This window comes from Nocardia glycosmidis (assembly GCF_052545115.1).
The window spans coordinates 25,759-49,759 of sequence record NZ_JBQWRH010000029.1 but is presented as its reverse complement, the minus strand read 5'-3'; the positions used below and the strand labels follow the sequence as shown (position 1 = coordinate 49,759).

Below are 24,001 nucleotides of genomic sequence, written 5' to 3'. Positions count from 1 at the left end.
ACCCCCTACACCTACCTGCGCGCGGCCTGAACCATTGGACGGCTCAGACCAGGCGGGCGGAATCGGTGCCGCACGTGAGTATGCGCTGCCTCTCAGACGGCGTGACGGTCCAGATACTCCGAGACGGCACGTCGAATGACCTCGCTTTGAGAAGCATCCTCGCGCTCGGCTTGAACGGCCAGACGCTCTCGCAAGCTGTCTGGCAGCCGTACCGAGTGCCCCGGTGTTTTCCCCTTGCGAATACCGGCTGGCCGGCCCTTGCGGAGGACGGTGATGCCGACCTCTACAGGCCCAACGACTTCTGTCTCCCGAACAGGGTGCGCAGCGTAGTCATCGGACATGCGCTCGTATTCGGCGGCCGTCAGCCGCTTCGGCGTTTCCTTCTTCCTGCTCATAGGTCATCTCTCCTCTCCGGTCGTTGTCGGGCGATGTTGTCGAGATCGAGGTCGTCCACTACAAGCTCGAGCCCAAGGTTCTGAATCGTTGATGCCCGCAGCATCATGGCGTGGAACGCTACCCACTCGTCCGATTCGACGAGGTCTGCGATGACCTCCAGTAGTGGCTCATTCTCGTCATAGCTTCCGATGAAAAGGTATGGGTCAGTACCGTCCTGGCGTGGTGCTATCCGCATGCGGAGCACTGGATACGACAGCGCGGCTCGGATCTCGTCTTCCATGACACCGTGCCGTTTGGCGCACTTCAGGATGGTGATCCGCACGATAAAAGTGTATTACACTTTCTGAAACCCGTCGATAGTACTGACCTGTGACTTCTTCGTCAGGTGGGCTAACTGAGCCTCATCAAAACCGGCCGGACGCCGGGGCCTGACCGCCGGTAACGTCCTTATCGGCGGTCGGGAATAGTACGGATGTTCGAGTATTCTACGCCTCGATCGCGTTTCGGCTTCCGAACATCGCGACCTGTCGGGGGCTGGGCGTATGGTGCCCCACCATGCCCTACTGGCTGCCTCACTGGGCAGAATCGCATTTGCGGGGTGTGACCCGCGAGGAAGTCGACCAGGTCCTCACGGCACCACACCCAACTGGGGTTGCTCGGCGGCCTGGCAGGGTGTCCGCCGTCGTAAGCGCGATGTGGTCGACGCGACCCGCGCCGCGCGTTCGACCGACGGCCGCAAAACTCATGTATTCGACCCGCAGGGCGTCGCGGCCGAGCCGTGCGAGTGGTTCTGGAGCCCCTGCGACTGGGTCCTTGGTGAGGACGGCGGCGCGGGCGTTCGCGCGTGGGTGACCAAGCTCGACGCAGCTCCTCGCAGCCATCGCCGAGGGCCTCACGATCTATCTCGGCGAAGGCGAAAAGGACGCCAAGACAGGCGAATCCGCCGGTCTGCCGGCCACGACCAACGCCGGTGGTGCGATGGTCTGGTCCGCCCGATCACGCAGGCGTTACCTACTGCGCTTCGGTTTCCGCCCCGAGACCACCGAGAGCAGAAAGCCGAGGTCCTCGCGATGATGCGGCGTACCGCTTCGGTGGAGTCGGTGTCGTTCTCGACAGTCGGCCAGAATCTGGGCGACGCGTCCGAAGGCCTGACCCAGGCACTGCATGGCAGCGAAGATCTCGACGCGCTGGAGCGCTACATGCACGATCCGGTCCACTTGGAAGGCGATCCGCGGATCATCCCGTACATAGCGAAGATCGTGATCGGCCCCGACGTCTCCGATCAGCCCGATCCGAGCTACGCGAGAAGATCATGGCGCTGAACGCGGTGAAGCCCGCGAAGTACCCGGACTGGGCTGCGCTCATGGAAACCATCCCGGAGGTGCGAATCGTCTGATGACTCGGCGCCTTCCGCTCCTCACACGTTGCGGCGGTACTGCCCGCCCACGCGGAAGAAGGTGTCGGTGATCTGTTGCAGTGTGCACACACGGGCGGCGTCCATCAACACCGCGAAGATGTTGTCGTCGGTGCGGGCGACTGCCTCCAGGCGGGCGAGCGCGGTGTGGGCGTCGTCGCGGTGGCGCTGCTGGAACTCGCGGACACGTCGCAGCTGGGACTGCTTCTCCGCCTCGGTGCCCCGGGCGAGCTCGAGGACCCGTTGCGGTTCGCCGTGCGAGTTGCGGAAGGTGTTCACCCCGATGATCGGCAGTGAACCGTCGTGTTTGCGCTGCTCGTAGCGCATCGATTCGTCCTGGATCTTGCCGCGCTGGTAGCCGGTCTCCATGGCCCCGAGCACGCCACCGCGTGCACTGATCCGGTCGAACTCGGTCAGCACGGCCTCCTCGACCAGGTCGGTGAGCTCGTCGACGAGAAAGCTGCCCTGCAGCGGGTTCTCGTTCATCGCGACGCCCCACTCGCGGTTGATGATGAGCTGGATGGCCAGCGCGCGGCGCACCGATTCCTCGGTGGGGGTGGTCACGGCCTCGTCGTAGGCGTTGGTGTGCAGGCTGTTGCAGTTGTCGTAGATCGCGATCAGCGCCTGCAGGGTGGTGCGGATGTCGTTGAAATTCATCTCCTGCGCGTGCAGCGACCGGCCGGAAGTCTGCACGTGGTACTTGAGCTTTTGCGACCGTTCGTTAGCGCCGTAGCGATCCCGCATGGCGACGGCCCAGATGCGCCGGGCCACCCGACCGATGACGGAGTACTCCGGGTCCATCCCGTTGGAGAAGAAGAACGACAGATTGGGCGCGAAGGCATCGATGTGCATGCCGCGTGCGAGATACGCCTCCACATAGGTGAATCCGTTGGCCAGGGTGAAGGCCAGCTGGCTGATCGGGTTCGCACCCGCTTCGGCGATGTGGTAGCCGGAGATCGACACCGAATAGAAGTTGCGGACGCCGTTGCGCACGAACCACTCCTGGATGTCGGCCATCATGCGCAGGCTGAACTCGGTGGAGAAAATGCAGGTGTTCTGCCCCTGGTCCTCCTTGAGAATGTCCGCCTGCACCGTGCCGCGCACGGTGGACAGTGCCCGGGCGCGGATGTCGGCCGCCTCGGCGTCGGTCGGTTGGCGTCCCTGCTCGGCCGCGAACCGATCCAGCGCCTGGTCCATGGCCGTGTTGAGGAAGTACGCCAGGATGGTCGGCGCTGGTCCGTTGATGGTCATCGACACCGACGTGGTCGGCGCGGTCAGCTCGAAGCCGTCGTAGAGGACCTTCATATCCTCGAGCGAGGCGATCGATACGCCGGACGTGCCGACCTTGCCGTAGATGTCGGGCCGTTCGGCGGGGTCGTGTCCATACAGGGTCACCGAATCGAACGCTGTGGACAATCTTTTCGCGTCGGAATGCTCGCTCAGTACCTTGAACCGGCGGTTGGTGCGGAACGGGTCGCCCTCGCCCGCGAACATTCGCGCCGGGTCCTCGGTGTCGTGTTTGAACGCGAACACCCCGGCCGTGAAAGGGAATCGGCCGGGCAGGTGCTCGGCCCGCAGGAAGCGCAGTAGCTCACCGTGATCGGTGTAGCGAGGCAGAGCGACCCGCGGCACCGAGTTGCCGGACAGCGTTTCCCGGCGTAGCCGGGTGTGCGTCTCGCGGTCGCGCACGCGCACCACCTGCTCCTCGCCCTGATAGGACTCGAACAGCGCGGGCCATTCGGCCAGCAGTGCGGCATTCGCCGGGGAGAGGTCCGCGCGTGCGCGTTCGGCCAGGTCCGCCACTGCGCTGTCGTCGGGCAGCTCGGCGGCCACCTGTTCCAGGCGTTGCACACGTTGCGCCGCGACGACTTGCGCGGCGGTCTCGGCGTGGTAGGCGCGCACGGTCTCGGCGATCTCGGCCAGGTAGCGGACCCGTGCGGCGGGAATGATCTGCGCGAAGCGGGTGGACACGCGGGCGCCCACTTTCGGCAGCGCGCCGGGCTCCAGCGGTAGACCGTGCTCGGCGAGCAAACCGGTCAGGTGCTGGTAGAGCGCCGTCACGCCGTCGTCGTTGAACGTCGCGGCGCTGGTGCCGAAGACCGGCATATCTTCCGGCGTCGCCTGGAACTGCTCCCGATTGCGGATCAGCTGCCGGGCGACGTCGCGCAACGCGTCCTCGGCGCCGCGGCGTTCGAACTTGTTGATCGCCACCACGTCCGCGAAGTCCAGCATGTCGATCTTCTCCAGCTGGGAGGCTGCGCCGAACTCGGGCGTCATCACGTACAGCGACACGTCGACGTGATCGGTCACCGCCGCGTCGCCCTGGCCGATGCCCGGCGTTTCCACGATGACCAGGTCGTACCCGGCCGCTTTGCAGGCGGTGACGATCAGATCGATGTTGTCCGGCAGTTCCCGTCCGCCGCGAGTAGCCAGCGAGCGGAAGAAGATATGTTCGCCGTCGAGCGCGTTCATGCGGATGCGGTCGCCGAGCAGCGCGCCACCGCCGCGTCGCCTGGTCGGGTCCACCGCGAGGATCGCGACCCGAAGCTTGTCCTGCTGGTCCGAACGCAGCCGACGCACCAATTCGTCGGTGAGCGAGGACTTTCCGGAGCCGCCGGTACCGGTGATGCCCAGCACCGGCACGCCGCGCGCCGCGGCTGCCTCGACCAGCTGCTGCCGATCGCTCGGCGGCAGGGTGTTTCCTTGTAGACAGGTGATGACGCGGGCCAGAGCGGCTCGCTCACCGGCGAGAATCGCGTCCAGCGCGGGCGGCTCGGCCGCCGGATCGACGTCGCAGTCGCGGATCAGCTGATTGATCATCCCCGGCAGGCCGAGCCGCTGCCCGTCCTCCGGGGAGAAGATGGTCACTCCGGCTTCGGCCAGCCGCGCGATCTCCTCGGCGACGATCACGCCGCCACCGCCGCCGAAGATCCGGACGTGCTCGGCGCCGGCCTTTTTCAAGGCGTCCGCGAGGTATTCGAAGTACTCGACGTGGCCGCCCTGGTAGGAGCTGACCGCCACGCCTTGCGCGTCCTCGGTGAGCACCGCGTCGACTACCTCGCTGACCGCGCGGTTGTGCCCGAGGTGGATCACTTCGGCGCCCTGGCTCTGCAGGATCCGGCGCATGATGTTGATCGCCGCGTCGTGCCCGTCGAACAGGGCGGCGGAGGTGACGAAGCGAACGGGATGGATGGGCGTGTAGAGCGCGCTGCTGTCGGCCACGGAAACCCCTCCGGCGAGTCCATTGGCGCCCGATACTAGGACGTCAAACTAATTCTACGGTGATAGTGGTCACATAGCCATAGTCGATCCGGTATCGCCACGACGGAGCCGGCGCTGCCGTATGGGCGTGGGATGAATCACATCGTGGGGTGTAGTGGTCAATACTTGGACATCCAACTATAGGATGCCCGTATACCGCACCGCGGTGTTCCGATCGGCTACGAGAACAGGACTGGCATGGTTCGCGAACTCACCCATTTCATCGGCGGACAGCATGTGCCGGGCACATCCGGCAACTTCGGCGACGTCTTCGACCCCAATCTCGGCCAGGTGCAGGCCCGGGTACCGCTGGCGAGCAAGTCCGAAGTCGAGGCGGTCATCGCGAATGCCGCAGCGGCGCAGCCGGTGTGGGCCGCATTCAACCCGCAGAAGCGCGCGCGTGTGCTGATGAAGTTCCTCACCCTGGTGCAGGACGAGATCGACTCGCTGGCCGCACTGCTGTCCTCCGAACACGGCAAGACCATCCCCGACGCCAAGGGCGACATCCAGCGCGGACTGGAGGTCATCGAGTTCGCCACCGGCATTCCGCACCTGCTCAAAGGTGAATACACCGAAAGCGCGGGCACCGGCATCGACGTCTACTCGATGCGCCAACCGCTCGGTGTCGTCGCGGGCATCACCCCGTTCAACTTCCCGGCCATGATTCCGCTGTGGAAGGCCGGTCCCGCGCTGGCCACCGGCAACGCGTTCGTGCTCAAGCCCTCCGAACGCGACCCCTCGGTGCCGCTGCGGCTGGCCGAACTGTTCCTCGAGGCCGGGCTGCCCGCCGGTGTGTTCAATGTGGTCAACGGGGACAAGGAAGCCGTCGACACGCTGCTGCACGACCCGCGGATCAAGGCCGTCGGCTTCGTCGGCTCCACCCCGATCGCGCAGTACATCTACGAGACCGCGACCGCGAACGGCAAGCGCGCCCAGTGCTTCGGCGGCGCCAAGAACCACGCGATCATCATGCCGGACGCAGACCTGGACGACGTTGCCGACCAGCTGATCGGCGCGGGCTACGGCTCCGCGGGCGAACGCTGCATGGCGATCTCGGTGGCGGTTCCGGTCGGCGAGGAGACCGCCGACCGCTTGCTGGCCAAACTGACCGAGCGGGTGCACAAGCTCAACGTCGGCCGCTCCGACGACCCGGGTGCCGACTTCGGCCCGCTGGTCGGCCAGGACGGGGTGAATCGGGTGAACAGCTACGTCCAGATCGGCATCGACGAGGGGGCCGAGCTGGTGGTGGACGGTCGCGGGCTGGTCGTGGAAGGCGCCGAGGACGGCTACTTCGTCGGCGCGACCCTGTTCGACAAGGTCACCCCGGACATGCGGATCTACCGCGAGGAGATCTTCGGCCCGGTGCTCACCGTGGTCCGTGCCAAGGACTACGAAGAAGGTTTGCGGTTGGCCAACGAGCACGAGTACGGCAACGGCGTCGCGATCTTCACCCGCGACGGCGACACCGCCCGCGATTTCGCCTCGCGCGTGCAGGTCGGGATGGTCGGCGTCAACGTCCCGATCCCGGTGCCGATCGCGTACTACACCTTCGGTGGCTGGAAGCGTTCCGGCTTCGGCGATCTGAACCAGCACGGGCCGGATTCGATCCGCTTCTACACCAAGACCAAGACGGTGACGCAGCGCTGGCCCTCCGGCCTGAAGGAGACCAACGCGTTCGTCATCCCGACGATGGATTGACGCGGATGTTCGATCTGGATGACGACGAAAAGGCGATCCGCGACACCGCGCGCGGCTTCGCCGACGAATACCTCGCGCCGAACGCGCTGGAATGGGATGAGCAGAAGCATTTCCCGGTCGACGTTCTGCGGAAGGCGGGCCCGCTCGGTCTCGGTGGCATCTACGTCAACGAGGATCTGGGCGGTTCGGGCCTGCGCAGGCTGGACGCCGTGCGGATCTTCGAGCAGCTGGCCACCGGCTGCCCGGCCGTTGCCGCCTACATCTCCATCCACAACATGGCGACCTGGATGATCGACTGCTACGGCAACGCCGAACAGCGCGATCGTTGGCTGCCTCGCCTGACCATGATGGAACTGCTGTCCAGCTACGCGCTGACCGAGCCGGGTGTCGGCTCGGACGCCGCGGCCCTGGCCACCAAGGCCGTTCGCGACGGCGACGACTACATCTTCAACGGAGCCAAGCAGTTCATCTCCGGAGCGGGTGCCACCGACGTCTACATTGTCATGGCACGGACAGGAGACACTGGGGCGCAAGGGATCTCGACCTTCATCGTGCCTGCCGACACACCCGGCGTCTCGTTCGGCGCCAATGAGCGGAAGATGGGCTGGAACGCGCAGCCGACCCGGCAGGTGATCTTCTCCGACGCGAGGGTTCCGGCGGCGAACCGCCTCGGCGCGGAGGGCGACGGCTTCCGCATCGCGATGAACGGGCTCAACGGCGGCAGGCTCAATATCGCCGCGTGCTCGGTCGGCGGCGCGCAGGCGGCGCTGGACAAAACGGTGCCGTATCTCGCCGAGCGACACGCGTTCGGCAAGCCACTGTTGAAGAACCAGGCGCTGCAATTCGAACTCGCCGATATGCGTACCGAATTGGAGGCCGCGCGCACCTTGCTGTGGCGAGCGGCGGCGGCACTGGACGCCGACGCGCCGGATAAGGTCGAGCTGTGCGCCATGGCGAAACGATTCGCGACTGATGCCGGATTCGAGGTGGCCAACCGGGCGCTTCAACTGCACGGCGGCTACGGGTACCTGTCCGAGTACGGCTTGGAGAAGATCGTCCGGGATCTGCGGGTGCACCAGATTCTGGAGGGCACCAATGAAATCATGCGGCTGGTCGTCGCCCGCTCGGTGGTAGGAGCGGCATGAGCGCGGAAAGTATGACCGAACCAGAAGTTCTGGTCGAGCGGCGCGACGGACTGGGTCTGATCACACTGAACCGGCCGAAAGCCATCAACGCCCTGAATCACTCGATGGCCCTGGTTATTACCGACACGCTGCGAGCTTGGGCCGAAGACGACGCGGTGCGCACCGTGGCCGTTACCGGCGCGGGTGAGCGCGGACTGTGCGCGGGCGGCGATATCGTCGCCATCCATGCCGATGCGAAAAACGGTGCGAATACCGCAGCTTCGGCAACCGGCCGGTTCTGGCGCGACGAGTACATCCTCAACGCGCTGATCGGCCGCTACCCGAAGCCGTACGTGGTAGTGATGGACGGCATCGTGATGGGCGGTGGCGTGGGCCTTTCCGGGCACGGCAGCCACCGCATCGTCACCGAACGATCCAAGATCGGCATGCCGGAAGTGGGCATCGGCTTCGTTCCCGATGTCGGCGGCACCTATCTGCTCGCACGTACCCCGGGCGAGATCGGCACCCACGTCGCGTTGACCACCGCGCGAATGAGCGCCGGTGACGCCATCGCGGCGGGCTTCGCCGATTACTTCATCGCCTCGCAGGATCTGCCCGCCCTGCTCGAGACGCTGCGCTCGGAGAGCGCTGACATCGCGATCGCCAAGTTCGCCACGGACGCACCGGAATCCGCGCTGCTCGCCGGGCGGGACTGGATCGACGCCTGCTACCGCGCCGACTCGGTCGAGGAGATCGTCGCACGCCTGCAGGCGCACGAAGCACCCGAAGCGCGGGCGGCCGCGGCGGAGATTCTGGCGAAATCCCCGGTCGCGCTGAAGGTGACGCTGCGTTCGCTGCGCACCGCGCGCACCGCGCCGAGCTTGGAGGCAGTGCTGAACGAGGAGTACCGGGTCTCGATCGCATCGCTGTCGTCGCATGATCTGGTCGAGGGCATCCGCGCACAGGTGATCGACAAGGACCGCACGCCCCGGTGGTCGCCCGCGACCCTTGCCGAGGTCACGAATGTGCAGGTAGATACATATTTCGCCGACTTGGTCGACGAAGAGCTGGGCCTGCTGGCCCCGGAGGTGCAGTGATGAGCAAGCGAATCGGATTCCTCGGCCTCGGCCACATGGGTGCGCCGATGGCGGCCAACCTGGTGCGCGCGGGCTACACGGTCCTCGCCTTCGATCCGGTGCCCGCGGCGCGGGAACAGGCCGCGCGCGACGGTGCGACGGTCGTCGACACGGCTGCTGAGACCGCCGCGGCCGACATCGTGATCACCATGCTGCCCAACGGCAAACTGGTCCTCGACGTGTACGCCGAACTGCTCCCGGCCGCTGCGCCGGGCACGCTGTTCATCGACTGCTCCACCATCGACGTCGCCGACGCCAAGACCGCCGCCGAACGGGCCGTCGCCGCCGGACACCGCCCGCTGGACGCGCCCGTTTCGGGTGGCGTGGGCGGTGCCGCGGCGGGGACGCTGACCTTCATGGTCGGCGGCGCCGCCGAGGACTTCGGTGCCGCGCTCGCCGTGCTCGAGGTGATGGGCGGCAAAGTCGTGCACTGTGGCGGTTCCGGCGTGGGGCAGGCGGCGAAGATCTGCAACAACATGCTGCTGGGTGTCTCGATGATCGCGCTGTCGGAGGCATTGGTGCTCGGTGAGAAGCTGGGGCTGAGTCATCAGTCGTTCTTCGATGTGGTGTCCACCGCCTCCGGCCAGAGTTGGGCGCTGACCAGCTACTGCCCGGTTCCGGGCCCGGTGCCGACCAGCCCGGCCAACAACGACTACCAGCCCGGCTTCGCCACCGCGCTGATGACCAAGGACCTGGGTCTGGCGGCGAACGCGTTGCGCGGGAACAACGTCGACGGCCGGCTCGGGTTGCTCGCCAACGAGATCTACACCCGGTTCAACCAGACGGACGCCGGGCGGGACTTCTCCGCTATCGTCACCGATGTCCGTAACCGTTCCGACCACGAGGGTACCGAGTGACACACTTCGAGACGATTCTGCTGGAACGCAAGGGCCGGGTCGGCTGGATCACGCTGAACCGCCCGAAGGCACTGAACGCGCTGAACGCGCAGGTCCTCGACGACATCATCCTGGCGCTCGACGAACTCGAGCGCGACGACGAGATCGGCGCCATCGTGATCACGGGGTCGGAGCGGGCCTTCGCGGCGGGCGCCGACATCAAGGAGATGCAGCCCAAGTCGTACATGGACATGTTCCTCGACGACTACTTCGCCCGCTGGGACCGGCTGGCGCAGTTCCGCAAACCCACCATCGCGGCAGTCGCGGGCTACGCGCTGGGCGGCGGCTGTGAACTGGCCATGATCTGCGACATCCTGCTGGCGGCCGATACCGCGAAGTTCGGGCAGCCGGAGATCAAGCTGGGCGTCATACCGGGTATCGGCGGGTCGCAGCGCCTGACCCGCGCGATCGGCAAGGCGAAGGCGATGGACCTGGTACTCACCGGTCGCAACATGGATGCCGAGGAAGCCGAGCGCGCCGGTCTGGTCTCGCGCGTCGTGCCCGCCGCGGAACTGCTCGACACCGCACTCGAGGTCGCGGAGACCATCGCGTCGATGTCGTTGCCGGTCACGATGATCGCCAAGGAGGCGGTGAACCGCTCGTTCGAAACCACCCTCGCCGAGGGCCTGCGGTTCGAACGCCGAGTCTTCCACTCGCTGTTCGCGATCGAGGACCAGAAGGAAGGCATGAGCGCGTTCGTCGAGAAGCGCTCCGCGAAGTTCACCAACCGCTGACTGTCGGCGGACGGCCAGGTCTCCCGCGCGGATCAGGCCCGTGGTGGTCGATCACGGGCCACGCCGTGCTGTCGGATATCTGCGCTGGCTGGTCATCTGGTGAGAACGCCTGGCCTCGGGCACGGAGTGCGGTCGCCACGTGTCCGGGTCTGTGTCGCGGAGCGCGCCCGCAATGAGGGGCTCGATACCCCGGGCTCCTTGGCATAAATGTTGTCCGGGTCCTTCGGATACGCGGCACTCGGCCGGCCGATGTCGCTGCGGTGGATCATCCGAAGGATCTGGATGTCGGAGCGACGATTTCGGCTGGTCTCGGGTTGCTGCCGTTTTCCGGCCGGGGCGAACCCTTGTCGGTGGCGAGCAGTCCGGCGATGGTGGCGCCGAGGGCTGCGGTCACCGCGACCGCGGCGATGAGTTTGCGTCGGTCCGCTGTGGGTGCGATCGAGGTGGCTCCGGCGCGCAGGCGGGGCATCCGCAGGTCACCGCCGCGCCGTTCGGCGGCCAGCAGGACAGCGCCGCGTGCCGAGACCAGGTCGGGTTCCGGGTCGTAGATGATCGGCAGGTCGATGAGTTCGGCCAGTTCTGCCCGGATGATCGGACTGCGCGTGCAGCCGCCGAGCAGCGCCATGGCCTCGGGTCGCACCCCGGTTTCGTCGATGATCTGCCGCACGAACGACGCGGAGTGGTGGATGCCCGCGGCGCAGAGCTCGGCCAGGTCGCTGCGAGTCAGCACGACCCGGTCGCCGGTGTCGGTGTTGATCGCGGTCACCACCCTGGTGTCGCTCAACTGCTCGCGATGACGCCTGCTGGTCGGCTTGTCGGTGAGCACGCCGCCGCGGGCCAGCCGCCAGCGCAGCAGCGCGTCGTAGCCGTCGCCGCCGAGTACGGTGCTGCGTTTGCTGGACAGAATCGTGTCGGTGCGGCAATCGGCGTGGGTGATGGTCAGCCCGGAACTGCCCAGGTCGTACAGGATCACCGAGCCGTTGTCCGGAAGTTGCCCGGTGAAACGCAGATAGCGCAGCTGGGCGAGCGGTTCCTCGACGATGGTGAGCCTGCGCTCGCCGGCACCGGCGCGGATGGCCTCGGCATGCAGGGGACAGCGGCAGGTGACGGCCGTTCCGGAGACGAGTTCGTCACGCGTGCCAGCGGCGCCCATCATCTGGTGGATCGCCTCGAAGACCGACTCCTCGACACCGCCGCCGGCCCGCCGGGGCACCTCGCAGTGATCGATGGGGGGTAGGTGCGGCTGATCGGAGTGTGTCAGCATCGCGTGTGCGCCGCCAGCGCCCGCCGATACCCCCAAGAGCAGCACCATGGATTCCATGGTGGACCTTTTCGCTGCCGCTGCCAAGACGACGGGCCAGGCATTCGCGGGTTGGATGCCCGTCGGGCACGTACCGCTCGGATCCAGTGATTATGCGACCGACCGGTACGTGTCGCTTACATCGCCGTGCTGGTCGACCAGCGCGCCGTTCCCTCGCTGGTGTCGAAGTCGCCTGCGGCGTGGCGGAATTCGGCCAGCAGTTGCAGCAGGGTGTGCAGCCGCTCCGGTGGGAGCCCGGGCACCGCGAAGACCTTCGCGTTGAGCTCCTTCGTCGCCTTCGCCACCAATTCTCTTCCGGTATCGGTGATTTCGATCAAGGTAGCGCGGCGGTCGCTGGGATGTGGCACGCGCGCTACGAGTTTCGCCGCCTCCAAGCGGTCGACGGTGTTGGTGACGCTGGTGGGGTGCACTTGCAAGCGCGCGCTGGCCTTGGCCATCGGCAGCGCGCCACTCTTGCTGAAATTGAGCAGCATCAGCAGCTCGTACCGCGAGAAAGTCAAACCGGTCGGCTTCAGTGCCTCGTCGACCCGGGCCATGACGATTTGCTGGGCGCGCACCAGCGAGGTCACCGCGGCCATGCCGTCGGCGACGTCGCCCCAGCCGTGACCGACCCACTGACGGTGGGCCTCCTCGATCGGGTCGAGCGGAAGCGGGCGTGGCTGAGACATATTTTGATCATTCCATGACGTCGCCCGCCGCCAGAGCCATCCGACGGAGACATCCGCCAGCCTTCCGATCACCGTGAACGCAACGGTAGGTCCGTTGCCGGATCCGGGGCACTATAGAGCGCGAGGCGGGCGTGGCTGAGTGGTTGAGGCAACGGTCTGCAAAGCCGTTTACGCGGGTTCAATTCCCGCCGCTCGCTCCAAGTGTCCTCGGTGCTCGGCTCGGTGCACGCCATGCCCGAGCCGAGTATTCGAGCGCACTGCCGAGTGGTGTACAGCCATCGCAGTCCTCCCCGTAGTACGGCGCTCGCCGGTGCGGGTCAGGCGGCGACACCCGGCTCGGCATACGCCACCGCGGAGCCGAGCAGGTCGAGACGCACCCGTTGCCCCGCGACCGGGGCATCGACGCTGGCGCGGCGTACTCGAATGGGGGTGGCGGTGCCATCCAGGTCGATCGTCAGGATGACGTCGGCGCCGCGGAACTCGACGGCGCGGATCTGCCCGCTGTCCGGCTCGTCATCCGAAACAGTATGGGCCACAAGCTGTTCCGGTCGAATCATGATGGTCACGGTTCCGGTCGGGGCGTCGCGCTGCACCGGGATCCGCCCGAGCGCGCACTTCGCCACGCCGGCCTCGACCACCGCGTCGAGCAGGACACAGTCGCCGAGGAAGCGGGCGGTGAACAGATCCTTCGGCGTGGCGTAGACCTCTTCCGGTGTGCCCACCTGGGTGAAACGTCCTTCGCGCATCACCGCGACCTGCTCGGCGAAGCTCAACGCCTCTTCCTGGTCGTGGGTCACCAGAATGCTCGTCATCCCCGCCGCACACAGCGTGTCGGCCACAGCCTGCCTGGTCGTCGCGCGCAACCCCGCGTCCAATGCGCTGAACGGCTCGTCCAGCAGCATCACGGAGGGCTTGCGAGCCAGCGCGCGGGCCAGTGCGACGCGCTGCTGCTGGCCGCCGGAGAGTTGGTGCGGTCGCCGGTCGGCGTAGGACGGGGGCAGCGACACCATCTCCAGCAATTCCCGCACCCGATGACGGCTGCGGCGGCACAGACCGGGCAGCCCGTAAGCGATGTTCTGGCCTACGGTCAGGTGTGGGAACAGTGCACCGTCCTGCGCGACGTAGCCGATATTGCGTCGCTGTGGCGGCACCGAGAAGCGTTCGCCGACAACGGTTTCCGAGCCGATCGACACCGAACCCGCGTCCGGCGACTCGAATCCCGCGATGACGCGCAGCAGCGTGGTCTTACCGCACCCGGACGAGCCGACTACAGCGGTCGCGGTGTGGTCGAGTACGTCGAGGGTGATCCCGCCGAGTACCCGGGTATGGCCGAACGTCTTCGATACGTCGGTGACGACAACGCGACTCATAACCCAGCCGCCTTCCGAGAGTTGGTGAACAGCAGATACGTCACCGGCACCGCGGCGGCGATCATGATCAGGGCATACGGCGCGGCGGCCGCGTAATCCAATTCGCCCGACAGCGACCAGAACCGCATCGCCAGCGTGCGAGTTCCATTGGGCGCGAGCAGCAGCGTGGCGGTCAGTTCGGTCGCCACCGCCACGAACACCAGCGCTGCCGCGGCAGCCGCGGCAGGGGCGGTCAGCCGCAGGGTGACCAGGCAGAAGGTGGCCGGCCCCGACTTGCCCAGCGAGCGGGAGGCCTCCTCCAAGCCGACCGGAACCTGGGCGAGCCCAGCCCGCAGGTTGACCAGTGCCCGGGGCAGGAACAACAGGACGTACGCGGCGATCACCATGAACACCGTCTGATAGAGCGGTGGCACCCAGCGGATGGTCACGGTCACCATGGCCAGCGCGATGACGATGCCGGGCAGCGAACTCGTGATGTAGTTGGCCCCCTCGACCATCCGCGCGAACGCCGAGGTGGAGCGCACCGCGATCCACGCGACCGGAAACGCGCACAGTGTGGTGAGTGCGGCGGCGAACGCCGCGAGGCCAACCGTCTGCCCCAGCGCGTTGCCGATCTCGGCGACATCCCACACTGCCGTCCCGCCGATGCTCAACCAGCGCCCGATGGTCCACAACGGCACTCCGAGCGCGCCAACGGTCACCGTGACGAGCACGGCGAGGACCGGTATCGCGCCGGCACCCAGTCGAATCCGGGTCGCGGCGCGCGGCACCCCGGCGCCGATCCGCGCGTAACGGGCCCGGCCGCGCAGCCCGGCCTCGGCCCCGAGCAGCGCCAGGCAGCACAGTGCGAGCACACCGGCCAGCATGCTGCCCGCGGGCCCGGCGAAGCTGGACTGATACTGCTCGAAGATGGCCGTGGTGAATGTGTCGAACCGCACCATGACGAAAGCGCCGTACTCGGCGAGCAGGTGCAGCGCGATGAGCAGCGCGCCGCCGAGGATGGCCAACCGCAGTTGCGGCAGCACGATCCGCACGAACACCGCCACCGCGCCGGAGCCCAGCGCTCGCGCCGACTCCTCCACCGCCGGGTCCAGGCGACGCAGTGTGGCCGCCGCGGGCAGATACGCCAGAGGGAAATAGGACATCGTCGAGATCACCACGCCCGCCCACAGACCGTGCATGGCAGGGAACGCGCTGACCCATGCGTAGCTGTTGACGAACGCGGGCACCGCCAGCGGCGCCACGAAAATCGGCCCCCACCACGACTTCCCGGGTACGTCGGTGCGCTCGACCACCCAGGCCAGCCCGATGCCGAGCGCCACACAGATGGGTACGGTGCACACCACCAACTCGAGCGTGTTGCGCAGCAGTTCACCGACTCTGGGTCGAAACACCAATTCGGCCGCTTGCTGGGGGCCGGTGGTGAAGACCGTCGAGACGATGTACCCGAGCGGCACGAACGTCGCCGCTACCAGCAGCAGCGCGACGCCCGTGACGAGGGGCCCCGGCCGGCCGACCCGGGGCGCGGTGACAGCGGTCCGGACTACCACGGCTACAGCAGACCCGCTTCGGTCATCAGCGCCGTGACCTTCTTGGCGTCGAGTTTGGACGGGTCGATCGCGGGGGCCTGCAAGTCGGCCAGCGGCGGCAGCGCGGGATTGGCGGCGACGCCGCTGGCGACCGGGTACTCCAGCGACGTGCCGTCCCGCAGCACCTCTTGTCCGGCCTTACCGGTGATGAACGCCAGGAACTTCTGTGCCGACTCCTGCTTCTTGCTCGACTTCAGCACACCGCCGCCGGAGATACTGACGAACGCGCCGGGGTCGCCGTTCTTGAAATAGTGCAGCGCGGTACCGGCGCTGCTCTCCTTGGTATTGGCCTGGTCGCGGTACCAGTAGTAGTGGTAGATGACGCCGCCGTCGGGACTACCGGAATTGACCGCCTTCATGGTGGCCACGTTGTTCGGGAAGGGCGTCGCGTTCTCCTTCATGCCCTTCAGCCACGCGCGGGTGACGTCCTCGCCCTTCAGGGCGAGCAGGCCCGCGACGATGGCCTGGAAGTCGGCACCGGACACGCCCGCACCCCAGCGGCCCTTCCACTGCGGCTGCGCCAGATCGAGCAGCGACGTGGGCAGCTGACCGGGCTGGACCGTGCTCTTGTGGTAGACGAACACCGTTGCGCGCGCCGCGATGCCGGTCCACTTGCCGCTGGACGGGCGGAACTGTGCGGGCACCTGCGCCACGGTCCGGGCGTCCACGTCGGCGAACAGGCCCGCGTTCTCCACCAGCGCCACGGCCGGAGAATTCTCGGTCAAGAAGACGTCGGCGGGCGAGGCGGCACCCTCGGCGACGAGTTGGTTGGCCAGCGCGGTGTCACCGCCCTGGCGCAACGTCACCTTGATCCCGGTTTCCTTGGTGAACGCGTCGGCCCATTCTTTGGTGAGGGATTCGTGCTGTGCGTTGTAGACGGTGATCTCGTTCGCGTCGTCCGAGGAATTCGAGCAGGCCGTCATGCCGAGTGCCGTCATCGCGACGGCCAGTCCAGCGGCAATCGTCTTCCATCTGACCGGCTTCATCCTCGTCCTCCCGATCGCGTCCAATGCCTCGCGCATATGTTGAGGCTTACCTAAAAGGAAGATACCGCCTCCAGCGTGCGTGAACGGTTTCGGTCCGGCGGCGGATTCCGGGAAATTCCGCCCGCCCGTCAGGTCGGCCCTGAGAAGTCGCGCAGCACAACATGATTGCGGTCCGCGCAGGTGCTGAACGGGGTAGTCCAACAGCAGTCCGAAATGTTCGCCACGGGTGAGTGCGATCCGGCGTCGCGCACCCGCGGCGCGGGTCTTGTAGCAGTTGATCACATAACAGCCTTCGTGTAGCCCGTGCGACCGGACAGCACACCGCTGGGAGCGTTCACGAGCCGAGTGGCGCCGGTGATGAGCGGCGTCGTGCATCGACCAGGCCCCGCAGGCGGGTCGTCGCCCCGGGCCGTGGCGGCGGCCCTCGCCGCGCGGCACGCCGGCGCGACAGAAAGCCGTGGTCTGTGGTGGCCGTCATTGCCGTCCGATTCGCTGCCGGGTTGCCTGGTGCTTGCAGCATGATGCCAGCTACCATTCGAACATGGGTTCGACAAGCGATGACGTGCCGCGAACCGAGGGCACGGAACCGGAGCTGGTCTACCCGAACAGGACCGGCCACTACTACCGGACGCTGACCTACCCGCCGCGGCCGGTCTGGGTCCGGCTGGACGCGATCCTGGTCCGCGACCCGGGAACCCCGCGGCACGTGAACGGCGCGGGCGTGATCATGCGGGGAGAGCGTCCCGGCACACTGACGCACTGGCTGCCCACCGTTGACGGCGACTGGCTGGGCCGAGTGACGTACAGCATCCAGTTCGCCGACGGGCGCCCGGATCTGCCTGTGCGGGACCAACTGGTCCCCGCCTACGCACTGCGTCCACGCCGGTCCGCGTCCCCTGGCTCCGCCGCCTCCGCGGGTCTCTGAACGGTCGCGACCAGCCAGTAGGGTTGGCGTCATGAGTATGGTTGGGGGAGATGGACGACCATTGATAGCGAACTCCGATGGCATCCGGTAGCGGCGGGCCCATGACTTCGGAATTTTCGGTCGATTTGGATCATCTGGAGCAGGTTGTGGCGCGGCTGGCCGGATTGGTCGCGTATGTGTCCGATCATCTGGATCAGATGGATAGCCGCGTTTCGACGCTGCTGCAGAGCGGCGGCTGGACGGGTGCGGCGGGATCCGCCTACACCCTCGCGCATGAAGAATGGATGAGGGGGGCGCGAGAGTTGCTGGAGGGGGTGGCGCAGATGCAGCAGGCGGCGAAAACCGCCCACGCCGCCTATGCAGATGCGCAAGATATGAACGTGCGGATGGCGAGGGGGTGAACCGGTGATTATCGCGCCGCAGTCGTATTACAGTGCCGCCAACGACTGTTACGCACTGTCCAAGGATTTCCAGGCTGCCTACAATCCGGTGCAGACCGTTCTGCTGGAGACCGGTGGGATGGCGGGGAGTTACCAGGCTGTCAAGGTATGGTCTAAGAGCTACGACGAGCGAGCGGGTGCCTTTGCGCTGGTAGCGACAAATTTTGCGAGGGCGTTACAGCATTTTGGTGATGTTCTGACCGCTGCCGGTTACAACTGGGAATGTTCCAATTACAAGGCGAATCGTAGCCCGAACAAGGGGGCCGCCCCGACCCTTCCGCGTGCTATCCCATCCGAGTTGCCCTACGGGGCCAATGCTGTTGTCGGTGTGGCCTCGTCGCGGACCAACAGCCGGGGACTCGAGTCCGAGTTCCCGGACCTCTATGACAAAGTCACCTCCCGGATCGTCGGCGGTGAGATCCCGGACGGAGACACCGACAAGCTGGAACGCATGGCGACCGCGTGGAAGAATTTCGCTGCCGACAACGCGGTCTTCGGCGCACGAAGTCGGCTCCGATTGATCGCCGAAGGGTTGGAGCGCGGCTACCGGGCCGACACACCGCAGGATATACCGTACCTGGCCGAACATCTCCGCACGCTCGCGGCGAGCGCGGGCGAAATCCAGTTGGCCGCTAACGATCTCGCCACCGTGACCACAGATCACCATGTGGCGCTCGCCGCCATGCGCTCCGACATCAACACCCAGTTCACTACTGTCGTCGTCGGCGCATCTGTCGTGATCGCCGTCTCCGTGGTCTGGATTCGCAACCCGAAGTCAGTGGCCTTGGAGGGGGCAACCCTCGAAACCGCAGCGACCGCCATTGCCGGCTCGATCGGTTCGTTCTTCACCGGACTGAGTGGGATCACCTTCACCACAGCGGCACTCGTGACCGGCGGGCTGGCAACGATCGCCGGGCTGGCGATCCTGATCGCGGCGATCGACGCGGATGACACGCCCTACGAACAGCTCACTCCTGCACCAGAGGTGCCGCTGGGCGGATTGACCGACGCATCGGAAGAGTACATTCGGGCCAAACATGTCGAGGGTGGTGCCCAGGTAACGGACAAGAAGAGCACCTTCAAAGCAGGCACGGACCTTGATGCCCTGGCAGATTCGGCTGAGGAAACCCCTGCACGAGGGCCGAACCAATATGGCAACTACGAGCGGATCGTGGACGCAGGTGAGGTAGTCGGAAATCTTTCGAAAGAAGCCGGCGGCGCAGCGGCAAGCCGATACAAAGTAATCACCGACAAGTACGGCACCGTCATAAATATGTTCCCAGTTGAATAGGAGCGGAATTGGGAATTGATGTCACCATCCAAAATATGGTTCATGGCCAGGTGGAGTCTGTAGATGTGTCCAGCGACGCGATCTCCGCAATTATCGAGCGCGCACCGGCCGGATCTATTATCGATGGAATTCACCTGTATGCCGACACGATGTTCAACACGTACCAGTTGCGATTTCTGGTGAACGAGCTGACGGCGCTGCAACCACGAGACGCCAATGAGCGGAAAGCTGTTCAGGAACTACGCGCGGCTGCCGAGTCCGCCATGGGCCAGCATGGTTATCTGTGGTTCAGCGGGGACTGAAGGTCGCAGCCATAGAACTTGACCTAAGTGCAGGTCGTCGGGGTCCGGTCCCCGTCTATGCGCTGCGTCCGCGCCGGTCCGCCGGTCGTGGCTGTCCGGGGCGATAGGCGCAACCGGTCGGGTGCTGCCCGAAGACCAGGAGAGACGGTGGAGCTGCCGATCCGGTTGTCGCTGTGCGGGGCCGGTGATACGTTGCCGGGCATGGGATTTCAGTTGCCGCATCCCGAGGTCCTGTGGGCGCGCGTGACCGTCTTGGACGTGATCACTGCCGCGACCCACAGCGATGACCATCGAGCTGCGAGCGGAGAGGAAATCGGGCAGACGGCCAGGGTGGCAGGTGGCCGGCTGAGCAACCACGACGGCGAGGGCAATTGGTACTCGCTGGCCAGATATCCCGGCGAGCGCGCCCTCCTATTCGGTAGGGACGAGGACAACGAGGTCACGGGGACCGCCTACGATCCACTGGCTGCCGCGCCCGCCTGGGTGCGTTCGGCGGATCCGGCGGCGAAACTGCCCGGTGGCGTCGACGGTCCGATCACTTTCGTGCGCTGGTGGGAATTCGGTCACTGGCAGCACACGCCGACCGATCTCGACGACGGTCTGGAGATGAGTCTCAGCGCCGCCGCCGAGCGGGAGAGCTTCACCGGAAGTGTCATGAGCGCCGCAATCCACGCGAAATGGGTGGAGATGGACTACGAGGCGGGCAAGCTGATCGCTCTCACTGTCGACCCGACTGCCCTGCACGCGCTCTGTGATGCCACCGAGAACGGCGCCGTCAGCAAAGCCCACCTCTACTTTCTTCAGCCGGGCCTGACCGCGCCCGCATTCGCCTACCTCTCCGCGGCCGGCGTCCTGAGCGCTACCGACAAGCCCACCGAACCCCTACCGTGATCGGCGAGCCATAAGTCGACATCCGACATCCCGACGAAGGGCTTCCGGTTCCCGGGAGCCCTTCTCTCTTACGAGAGCGACACGCGGCCCACGTGCGGCCGATCAGCGTGTGCGCCACTCGAGCTCGGGCCAGGACGGCAGCGGCGCAGCCGCGCCCGCGTCGCGCAACTGCTCGTCGAGGAAGCCGGTGACAACGCTGCGGGTGATCGCCGCGGCTCGTTCGGCGGGCAGCGACCCGCACCGCGCGATCGAGGGCGCAAGCGCGGGGAGATCGGTCGCCGTGTAGTGCCCGGCACCACGAATCGTGCCGAGGGTGAACGCTGGATTGTCCGACGCGAACCGGATCCACGACGCATGCAGCATGTCGCCGGAGGCGAGCATGAGCACGGGCCGATCGACGCCGCCGCGCTCGATGTCGGTGTTGTCGGCCCAACCTGCGGGTCCGTCGAGCACCACGGCCACCCGGACGCGCGGTTCGGCGCGCATCGCGGCCAGCGCGGTCAGTCCGCCGTAGGAGTGCCCCACCACCGCGATCCGGTCGATGTCGACATGCCCGCCGACGACCGGGAGCGCGGCGAGCTCGTCGAGGACCAGGTGCACATCGGCGACGCGGATGTCCAGCGCGCGACGCATGTATTCGGTGTCTTCGTACGCCGGCGCCGTGCCGAGCATCAGTTCGCCGTGCACTTCGACCGCAGGCGTCTCGCCCGGGTGGTCGACACCGATCACGACGTAGCCGCGGGAGGCGAGATCGGCGGCGAGTCCCGATGCGAGCCAGCGCGGCGTGCCGAGACCTGGGGAGTACACTACCACCGGCAAGGGGCCGAGCGTGGTATCCAGTGGCGCGTCCTGTCCAGCTGCGACCGTGGCGGTGAGCATCATCGGCGCGGCGATGGGCTCGCCCAGCCACAGCGCCGCCTCGGTCGAGAGCAGCGCGGCTGCGACCGGGTTGGACGCGGGGACATAGTGCGCTGGGATCGTGGGGGCGGCAGCCGGATACCAGACCGACACCGGCAACTCTCGACCACCGGCCGAGACGGTGGTGTCGGTGCGACCGACGAGATGTTCGCCCGCAGGCGCGGGTACCTCGGCGTGCGCGAGCCCGGCGAAGTAGGCGGCGCCGATGAAGACCGCGACCGCGGCAGCGAGCCCGGCGACCGCGCGAGCGGCAGCGGGACCGGCGACCGCGCGAGCGGTCATCGCCACTCACCACCCGGCACCATCCGTCGCGCTCGCAAGTCCGTACTCGATCGGCTGGACTCGATCTCGGGCCGCCCGAATTCGCGGACGCACGCCGCCGAGGTGGCGGTGCCGCGATGCTGTTGTCGCGGGCGGGCGAGGATGCCGCTCGCGGCACTGCGCCGGCCCGTCTCAGGATGTTCCAGGGCGCGGTTCGTGCGCATCGTCCGACCTGCCCGGCCGCGCGGGAGGACGATCTCGTCTACCAGCCACTGGGGATTGTCGATGAGGGATTTATACCCGACGGTATGCGCTCTGAGCTGCATCTGATCCGCGCGTTCGGCCGCCCATGCTGGAATCGGGCCGCCAGGCGCAAGCGGGCGCCCAAGACTTTCCGCGAGACGGTCATCGACGCGGGCTGAGGTCGGGTATAAGAATGGCCCCTGACCAGGAGAGCCTGGTCAGGGGCCATTCTGTGCGTGCCCTCGGCAGGATTCGAACCTGCGGCCTTCTGCTCCGGAGGCAGACGCTCTATCCCCTGAGCTACGAGGGCGGGATAGGGCTCGGTCGGGGCCTGGTGGCGGCCCGATCGGGCTGGGTCAGCCTATCGTATCGGTCGCCGTCCGCCAAAACGGGTCGGGCGGCGGGGTTTCGGGTCAGTTCATGGGGAGCGGAGCGGCGCCGCGCGCCGTGAGCATTGTGGTTATCAGGTCGGATTCACCGCGCTGGGTTTTGGCCATGGTGTCGGCGAGGGTGCGCACCGCGGTGGTATCGGCATGCTGGGCGGCGTAGTCGATCATCGGGAGCCCGCCCCCATGGTGGCGCAGCATCAGTTGCAGGAACTGGGTGTCGAGTGCGGGTCCGGTGGCCTGACGCAGCGCGGCGAGTTCGGTGGGCGTGGCCATGCCGGGCATAGTCGACATAAGGCCGGAATGGTTCATCCCCGAATGGTTCATCCCGGAGTGGCCGCCGCTGCTCATCGGCTCCGTCATCCAGCCCATGTACCCGTCGACACTCTGCGCGGGTGCACTCCACAGTTGCAGCCAGCCCTGCATGCGGCCGATCTGGCTCTGCTGGGTGGTCAGGATGTCGTAGGCGAGCCTGCGCACTTCGATGTCGGTGGAACGAACCAGCACCACACCCGCCATCTCCACGGCCTGGGCATGATGCGCCGACATGTCCTGACTGAAGCCCACGTCGACGGGTCCGGGGTCCGGCTCGGCGGCGCTGTCCAAGGGAATTCGCGCCAGTACACCGATCGCGAAGCCGATCAGGATGGCGCCGATAGTGCCGAGGATCACCAATGTGGTGCGCTGGCGCCGGAACCGTCCGCCGAGACCGGATTCGGTCTCGGCAGCACGCCCCGACGCGGTCTCGGTGTCGTCCGAGGTGTCGGCGGGCACTTCCCCGGCCGCACGTCCCGGTCCGGTCGCAGTGTTGTCCGAGACCTCGTCGACGGTCTCTTCGCCGGCGCGCATTACTGTCCCTCACCCGGTACGGGCCGCCCCGGCGCGGGAACACCGGGAAGAGCGGGCACGCCCGGCACTCCCGGCAGACCGCCGGGCAGGCCGGCCGGCGGCATGCCGCCCGCCTCGGACGGGTCCGGTTGCAGGCCCTTGCCGTCCATCGGCACCGCGCCGGGTCCGGGTGGCGTCGGGTCGAACGGCGGCGGGTTGTCGGTGTCGAAGACGATGGTCGAGCAGTCCGCGCCGACTTCGGGGTAGGTGTAGGAGTTCAACCGCAACGCGGTGATGAACTGGCCGACGCGTTTGTCGTCGGGGCTGTCCAGCTTCAACTGATGCCCCCAGGACTGCAGCGACACCGCCGTATCCTGGCCCGGGTAGGGCGACATCAAGGTGTACGGCTTGCCCTGGACCTTCGCTTTCAGCGTCTCGATCCCGTCGGCGTTCACCTTGTCGGGGTTGTAGGTGATCCACACCGCGCCGTGTTCGAGCGAGTGCACCGCGTTCTCCACCCGGATCGGTTTGCTGTAGACCACACCGGTGCAGGTCGCCCAGGACTGGTCGTGTGGCCCGCCGAACGGCGGCGCCTGGTCGTAGGCCACCCGCTGGTTCCCGCTGATGTGCAGGCCCGCGGGGTATTCCTTCTTCACCACGCCCGCGATCTCGTCGGAGGGATCTTTGCGCTGGGCGCTCGGCGTGTACTTCTCCAGTTCGGCCTTCTCCCGGTACTTGGGGACCAGGCTGTAGGCCAGGGCGCCGATCAATGCGATGATGACTACGGCCGCACCGATGGCCGGCCAGGGGATCTGGCGATTCTTCTTCGGAAGTTGCCCTCGCTTGCCCCGCTTGCGGGGAGCCGACAACTTCGCCGCAGCCTTGGCGGCGCTGGCCGATTTGGCGCTGGGACTGTTCGGCAT

General features: G+C 66.7%; 23 protein-coding genes and 2 tRNA genes. 13 read left to right on the top strand and 12 right to left on the bottom strand.

The window, feature by feature from the left end; genetic code table 11:
- Positions 1-92 precede the first annotated feature (92 nt).
- Positions 93-395, bottom strand: coding sequence for a CopG family ribbon-helix-helix protein (locus ACT86A_RS26045; protein WP_445094854.1), 303 nt, complete (start codon positions 393-395; stop codon positions 93-95).
- The gene (locus ACT86A_RS26040; RefSeq protein WP_445094853.1) at positions 392-718 is read right to left on the bottom strand and encodes a hypothetical protein; all 327 of its coding nucleotides are present in this window, start codon (positions 716-718) and stop codon (positions 392-394) included. The genes ACT86A_RS26045 and ACT86A_RS26040 overlap by 4 nt, the downstream gene beginning before the upstream one ends.
- Before the next feature lie 373 nt (positions 719-1,091).
- Between ACT86A_RS26040 and ACT86A_RS26035 the strand changes: the two genes are divergently transcribed.
- Positions 1,092-1,718 (top strand): Dabb family protein, encoded by a 627-nt coding sequence (locus ACT86A_RS26035; RefSeq protein ID WP_445094852.1) that lies wholly within the window; start codon positions 1,092-1,094, stop codon positions 1,716-1,718.
- 95 nt (positions 1,719-1,813) lie between these two features.
- On the opposite strand, the gene icmF is transcribed toward ACT86A_RS26035, so the two are convergent.
- On the bottom strand, positions 1,814-5,032 hold the full coding sequence (gene icmF / locus ACT86A_RS26030) for a fused isobutyryl-CoA mutase/GTPase IcmF (protein WP_445094851.1): 3,219 nt from the start codon (positions 5,030-5,032) through the stop codon (positions 1,814-1,816).
- 237 nt (positions 5,033-5,269) lie between these two features.
- Between icmF and ACT86A_RS26025 the strand changes: the two genes are divergently transcribed.
- The 5 genes from ACT86A_RS26025 to ACT86A_RS26005 are packed head-to-tail and all read left to right on the top strand — an operon-like array spanning position 5,270 to position 10,659.
- The gene (locus ACT86A_RS26025; RefSeq protein WP_445094850.1) at positions 5,270-6,769 is read left to right on the top strand and encodes a CoA-acylating methylmalonate-semialdehyde dehydrogenase; all 1,500 of its coding nucleotides are present in this window, start codon (positions 5,270-5,272) and stop codon (positions 6,767-6,769) included.
- A gap of 5 nt (positions 6,770-6,774) precedes the next feature.
- Positions 6,775-7,914 (top strand): acyl-CoA dehydrogenase family protein, encoded by a 1,140-nt coding sequence (locus ACT86A_RS26020; protein ID WP_445094849.1) that lies wholly within the window; start codon positions 6,775-6,777, stop codon positions 7,912-7,914.
- An 11-nt stretch (positions 7,915-7,925) separates the two neighbouring features.
- Complete coding sequence (locus tag ACT86A_RS26015) at positions 7,926-8,990, top strand: enoyl-CoA hydratase/isomerase family protein (protein WP_445094859.1); 1,065 nt, start codon at positions 7,926-7,928, stop codon at positions 8,988-8,990.
- Complete coding sequence (gene mmsB / locus ACT86A_RS26010; RefSeq protein ID WP_445094848.1) at positions 8,990-9,886, top strand: 3-hydroxyisobutyrate dehydrogenase; 897 nt, start codon at positions 8,990-8,992, stop codon at positions 9,884-9,886. Before ACT86A_RS26015 ends, mmsB begins: the two co-directional genes overlap by 1 nt.
- Positions 9,883-10,659: an enoyl-CoA hydratase gene (locus tag ACT86A_RS26005; protein ID WP_445094847.1), complete on the top strand. Its 777-nt coding sequence runs from the start codon at positions 9,883-9,885 to the stop codon at positions 10,657-10,659. Before mmsB ends, ACT86A_RS26005 begins: the two co-directional genes overlap by 4 nt.
- A gap of 265 nt (positions 10,660-10,924) precedes the next feature.
- Here the strand turns inward: ACT86A_RS26005 and ACT86A_RS26000 are convergent, their stop codons facing one another.
- Positions 10,925-11,980: an Hsp70 family protein gene (locus ACT86A_RS26000; RefSeq protein ID WP_445094846.1), complete on the bottom strand. Its 1,056-nt coding sequence runs from the start codon at positions 11,978-11,980 to the stop codon at positions 10,925-10,927.
- Between the two features lie 116 nt (positions 11,981-12,096).
- Complete coding sequence (locus ACT86A_RS25995; RefSeq protein ID WP_445094845.1) at positions 12,097-12,648, bottom strand: MarR family winged helix-turn-helix transcriptional regulator; 552 nt, start codon at positions 12,646-12,648, stop codon at positions 12,097-12,099.
- A gap of 125 nt (positions 12,649-12,773) precedes the next feature.
- On the opposite strand from ACT86A_RS25995, the gene ACT86A_RS25990 reads away from it, so the two are divergent.
- Positions 12,774-12,848, top strand: a tRNA-Cys gene (locus ACT86A_RS25990).
- Positions 12,849-12,965: 117 nt separating this feature from the next.
- Here the strand turns inward: ACT86A_RS25990 and ACT86A_RS25985 are convergent.
- The 3 genes from ACT86A_RS25985 to ACT86A_RS25975 are packed head-to-tail and all read right to left on the bottom strand — an operon-like array spanning position 12,966 to position 16,593.
- Positions 12,966-14,018, bottom strand: a complete 1,053-nt coding sequence (locus ACT86A_RS25985; protein WP_445094844.1) for an ABC transporter ATP-binding protein — start codon at positions 14,016-14,018, stop codon at positions 12,966-12,968.
- Complete coding sequence (locus tag ACT86A_RS25980; RefSeq protein WP_445094843.1) at positions 14,015-15,568, bottom strand: ABC transporter permease; 1,554 nt, start codon at positions 15,566-15,568, stop codon at positions 14,015-14,017. Before ACT86A_RS25980 ends, ACT86A_RS25985 begins: the two co-directional genes overlap by 4 nt.
- 2 nt (positions 15,569-15,570) lie before the next feature.
- Positions 15,571-16,593: an iron ABC transporter substrate-binding protein gene (locus ACT86A_RS25975; RefSeq protein WP_445094842.1), complete on the bottom strand. Its 1,023-nt coding sequence runs from the start codon at positions 16,591-16,593 to the stop codon at positions 15,571-15,573.
- Positions 16,594-17,134: 541 nt separating this feature from the next.
- Here ACT86A_RS25975 and ACT86A_RS25970 point away from each other — a divergent pair.
- The 5 genes from ACT86A_RS25970 to ACT86A_RS25950 all read left to right on the top strand — a co-directional run bounded on the left by ACT86A_RS25970 (position 17,135) and on the right by ACT86A_RS25950 (position 20,442).
- A complete protein-coding gene (locus ACT86A_RS25970) occupies positions 17,135-17,518 on the top strand; it encodes a hypothetical protein (RefSeq protein WP_445094841.1) in 384 nt (127 codons plus the stop codon).
- Between the two features lie 101 nt (positions 17,519-17,619).
- Positions 17,620-17,919 (top strand): WXG100 family type VII secretion target, encoded by a 300-nt coding sequence (locus ACT86A_RS25965; protein WP_445094840.1) that lies wholly within the window; start codon positions 17,620-17,622, stop codon positions 17,917-17,919.
- Between the two features lie 4 nt (positions 17,920-17,923).
- Positions 17,924-19,249 carry a polymorphic toxin type 37 domain-containing protein gene (locus ACT86A_RS25960; protein ID WP_445094839.1) on the top strand — a complete coding sequence of 442 codons (1,326 nt, stop codon included), beginning with the start codon at positions 17,924-17,926 and terminating at the stop codon, positions 19,247-19,249.
- A gap of 8 nt (positions 19,250-19,257) precedes the next feature.
- Positions 19,258-19,551 carry a hypothetical protein gene (locus tag ACT86A_RS25955; protein ID WP_445094838.1) on the top strand — a complete coding sequence of 98 codons (294 nt, stop codon included), beginning with the start codon at positions 19,258-19,260 and terminating at the stop codon, positions 19,549-19,551.
- Between the two features lie 147 nt (positions 19,552-19,698).
- Positions 19,699-20,442 (top strand): hypothetical protein, encoded by a 744-nt coding sequence (locus ACT86A_RS25950; protein ID WP_445094837.1) that lies wholly within the window; start codon positions 19,699-19,701, stop codon positions 20,440-20,442.
- Positions 20,443-20,544: 102 nt separating this feature from the next.
- On the opposite strand, the gene ACT86A_RS25945 is transcribed toward ACT86A_RS25950, so the two are convergent.
- On the bottom strand, positions 20,545-21,642 hold the full coding sequence (locus ACT86A_RS25945) for an alpha/beta hydrolase family protein (protein WP_445094836.1): 1,098 nt from the start codon (positions 21,640-21,642) through the stop codon (positions 20,545-20,547).
- A 116-nt stretch (positions 21,643-21,758) separates the two neighbouring features.
- Between ACT86A_RS25945 and ACT86A_RS25940 the strand changes: the two genes are divergently transcribed.
- Positions 21,759-22,043 (top strand): hypothetical protein, encoded by a 285-nt coding sequence (locus ACT86A_RS25940; RefSeq protein WP_445094835.1) that lies wholly within the window; start codon positions 21,759-21,761, stop codon positions 22,041-22,043.
- Between the two features lie 58 nt (positions 22,044-22,101).
- Here the strand turns inward: ACT86A_RS25940 and ACT86A_RS25935 are convergent.
- The 3 genes from ACT86A_RS25935 to ACT86A_RS25925 all read right to left on the bottom strand — a co-directional run bounded on the left by ACT86A_RS25935 (position 22,102) and on the right by ACT86A_RS25925 (position 24,001).
- Positions 22,102-22,174: transfer RNA gene (locus ACT86A_RS25935), tRNA-Arg, on the bottom strand.
- 103 nt (positions 22,175-22,277) lie between these two features.
- Positions 22,278-23,099, bottom strand: coding sequence for a DUF305 domain-containing protein (locus ACT86A_RS25930; protein WP_445094834.1), 822 nt, complete (start codon positions 23,097-23,099; stop codon positions 22,278-22,280).
- Positions 23,099-24,001, bottom strand: a complete 903-nt coding sequence (locus ACT86A_RS25925) for a thioredoxin-like domain-containing protein (RefSeq protein ID WP_445094858.1) — start codon at positions 23,999-24,001, stop codon at positions 23,099-23,101. Before ACT86A_RS25925 ends, ACT86A_RS25930 begins: the two co-directional genes overlap by 1 nt.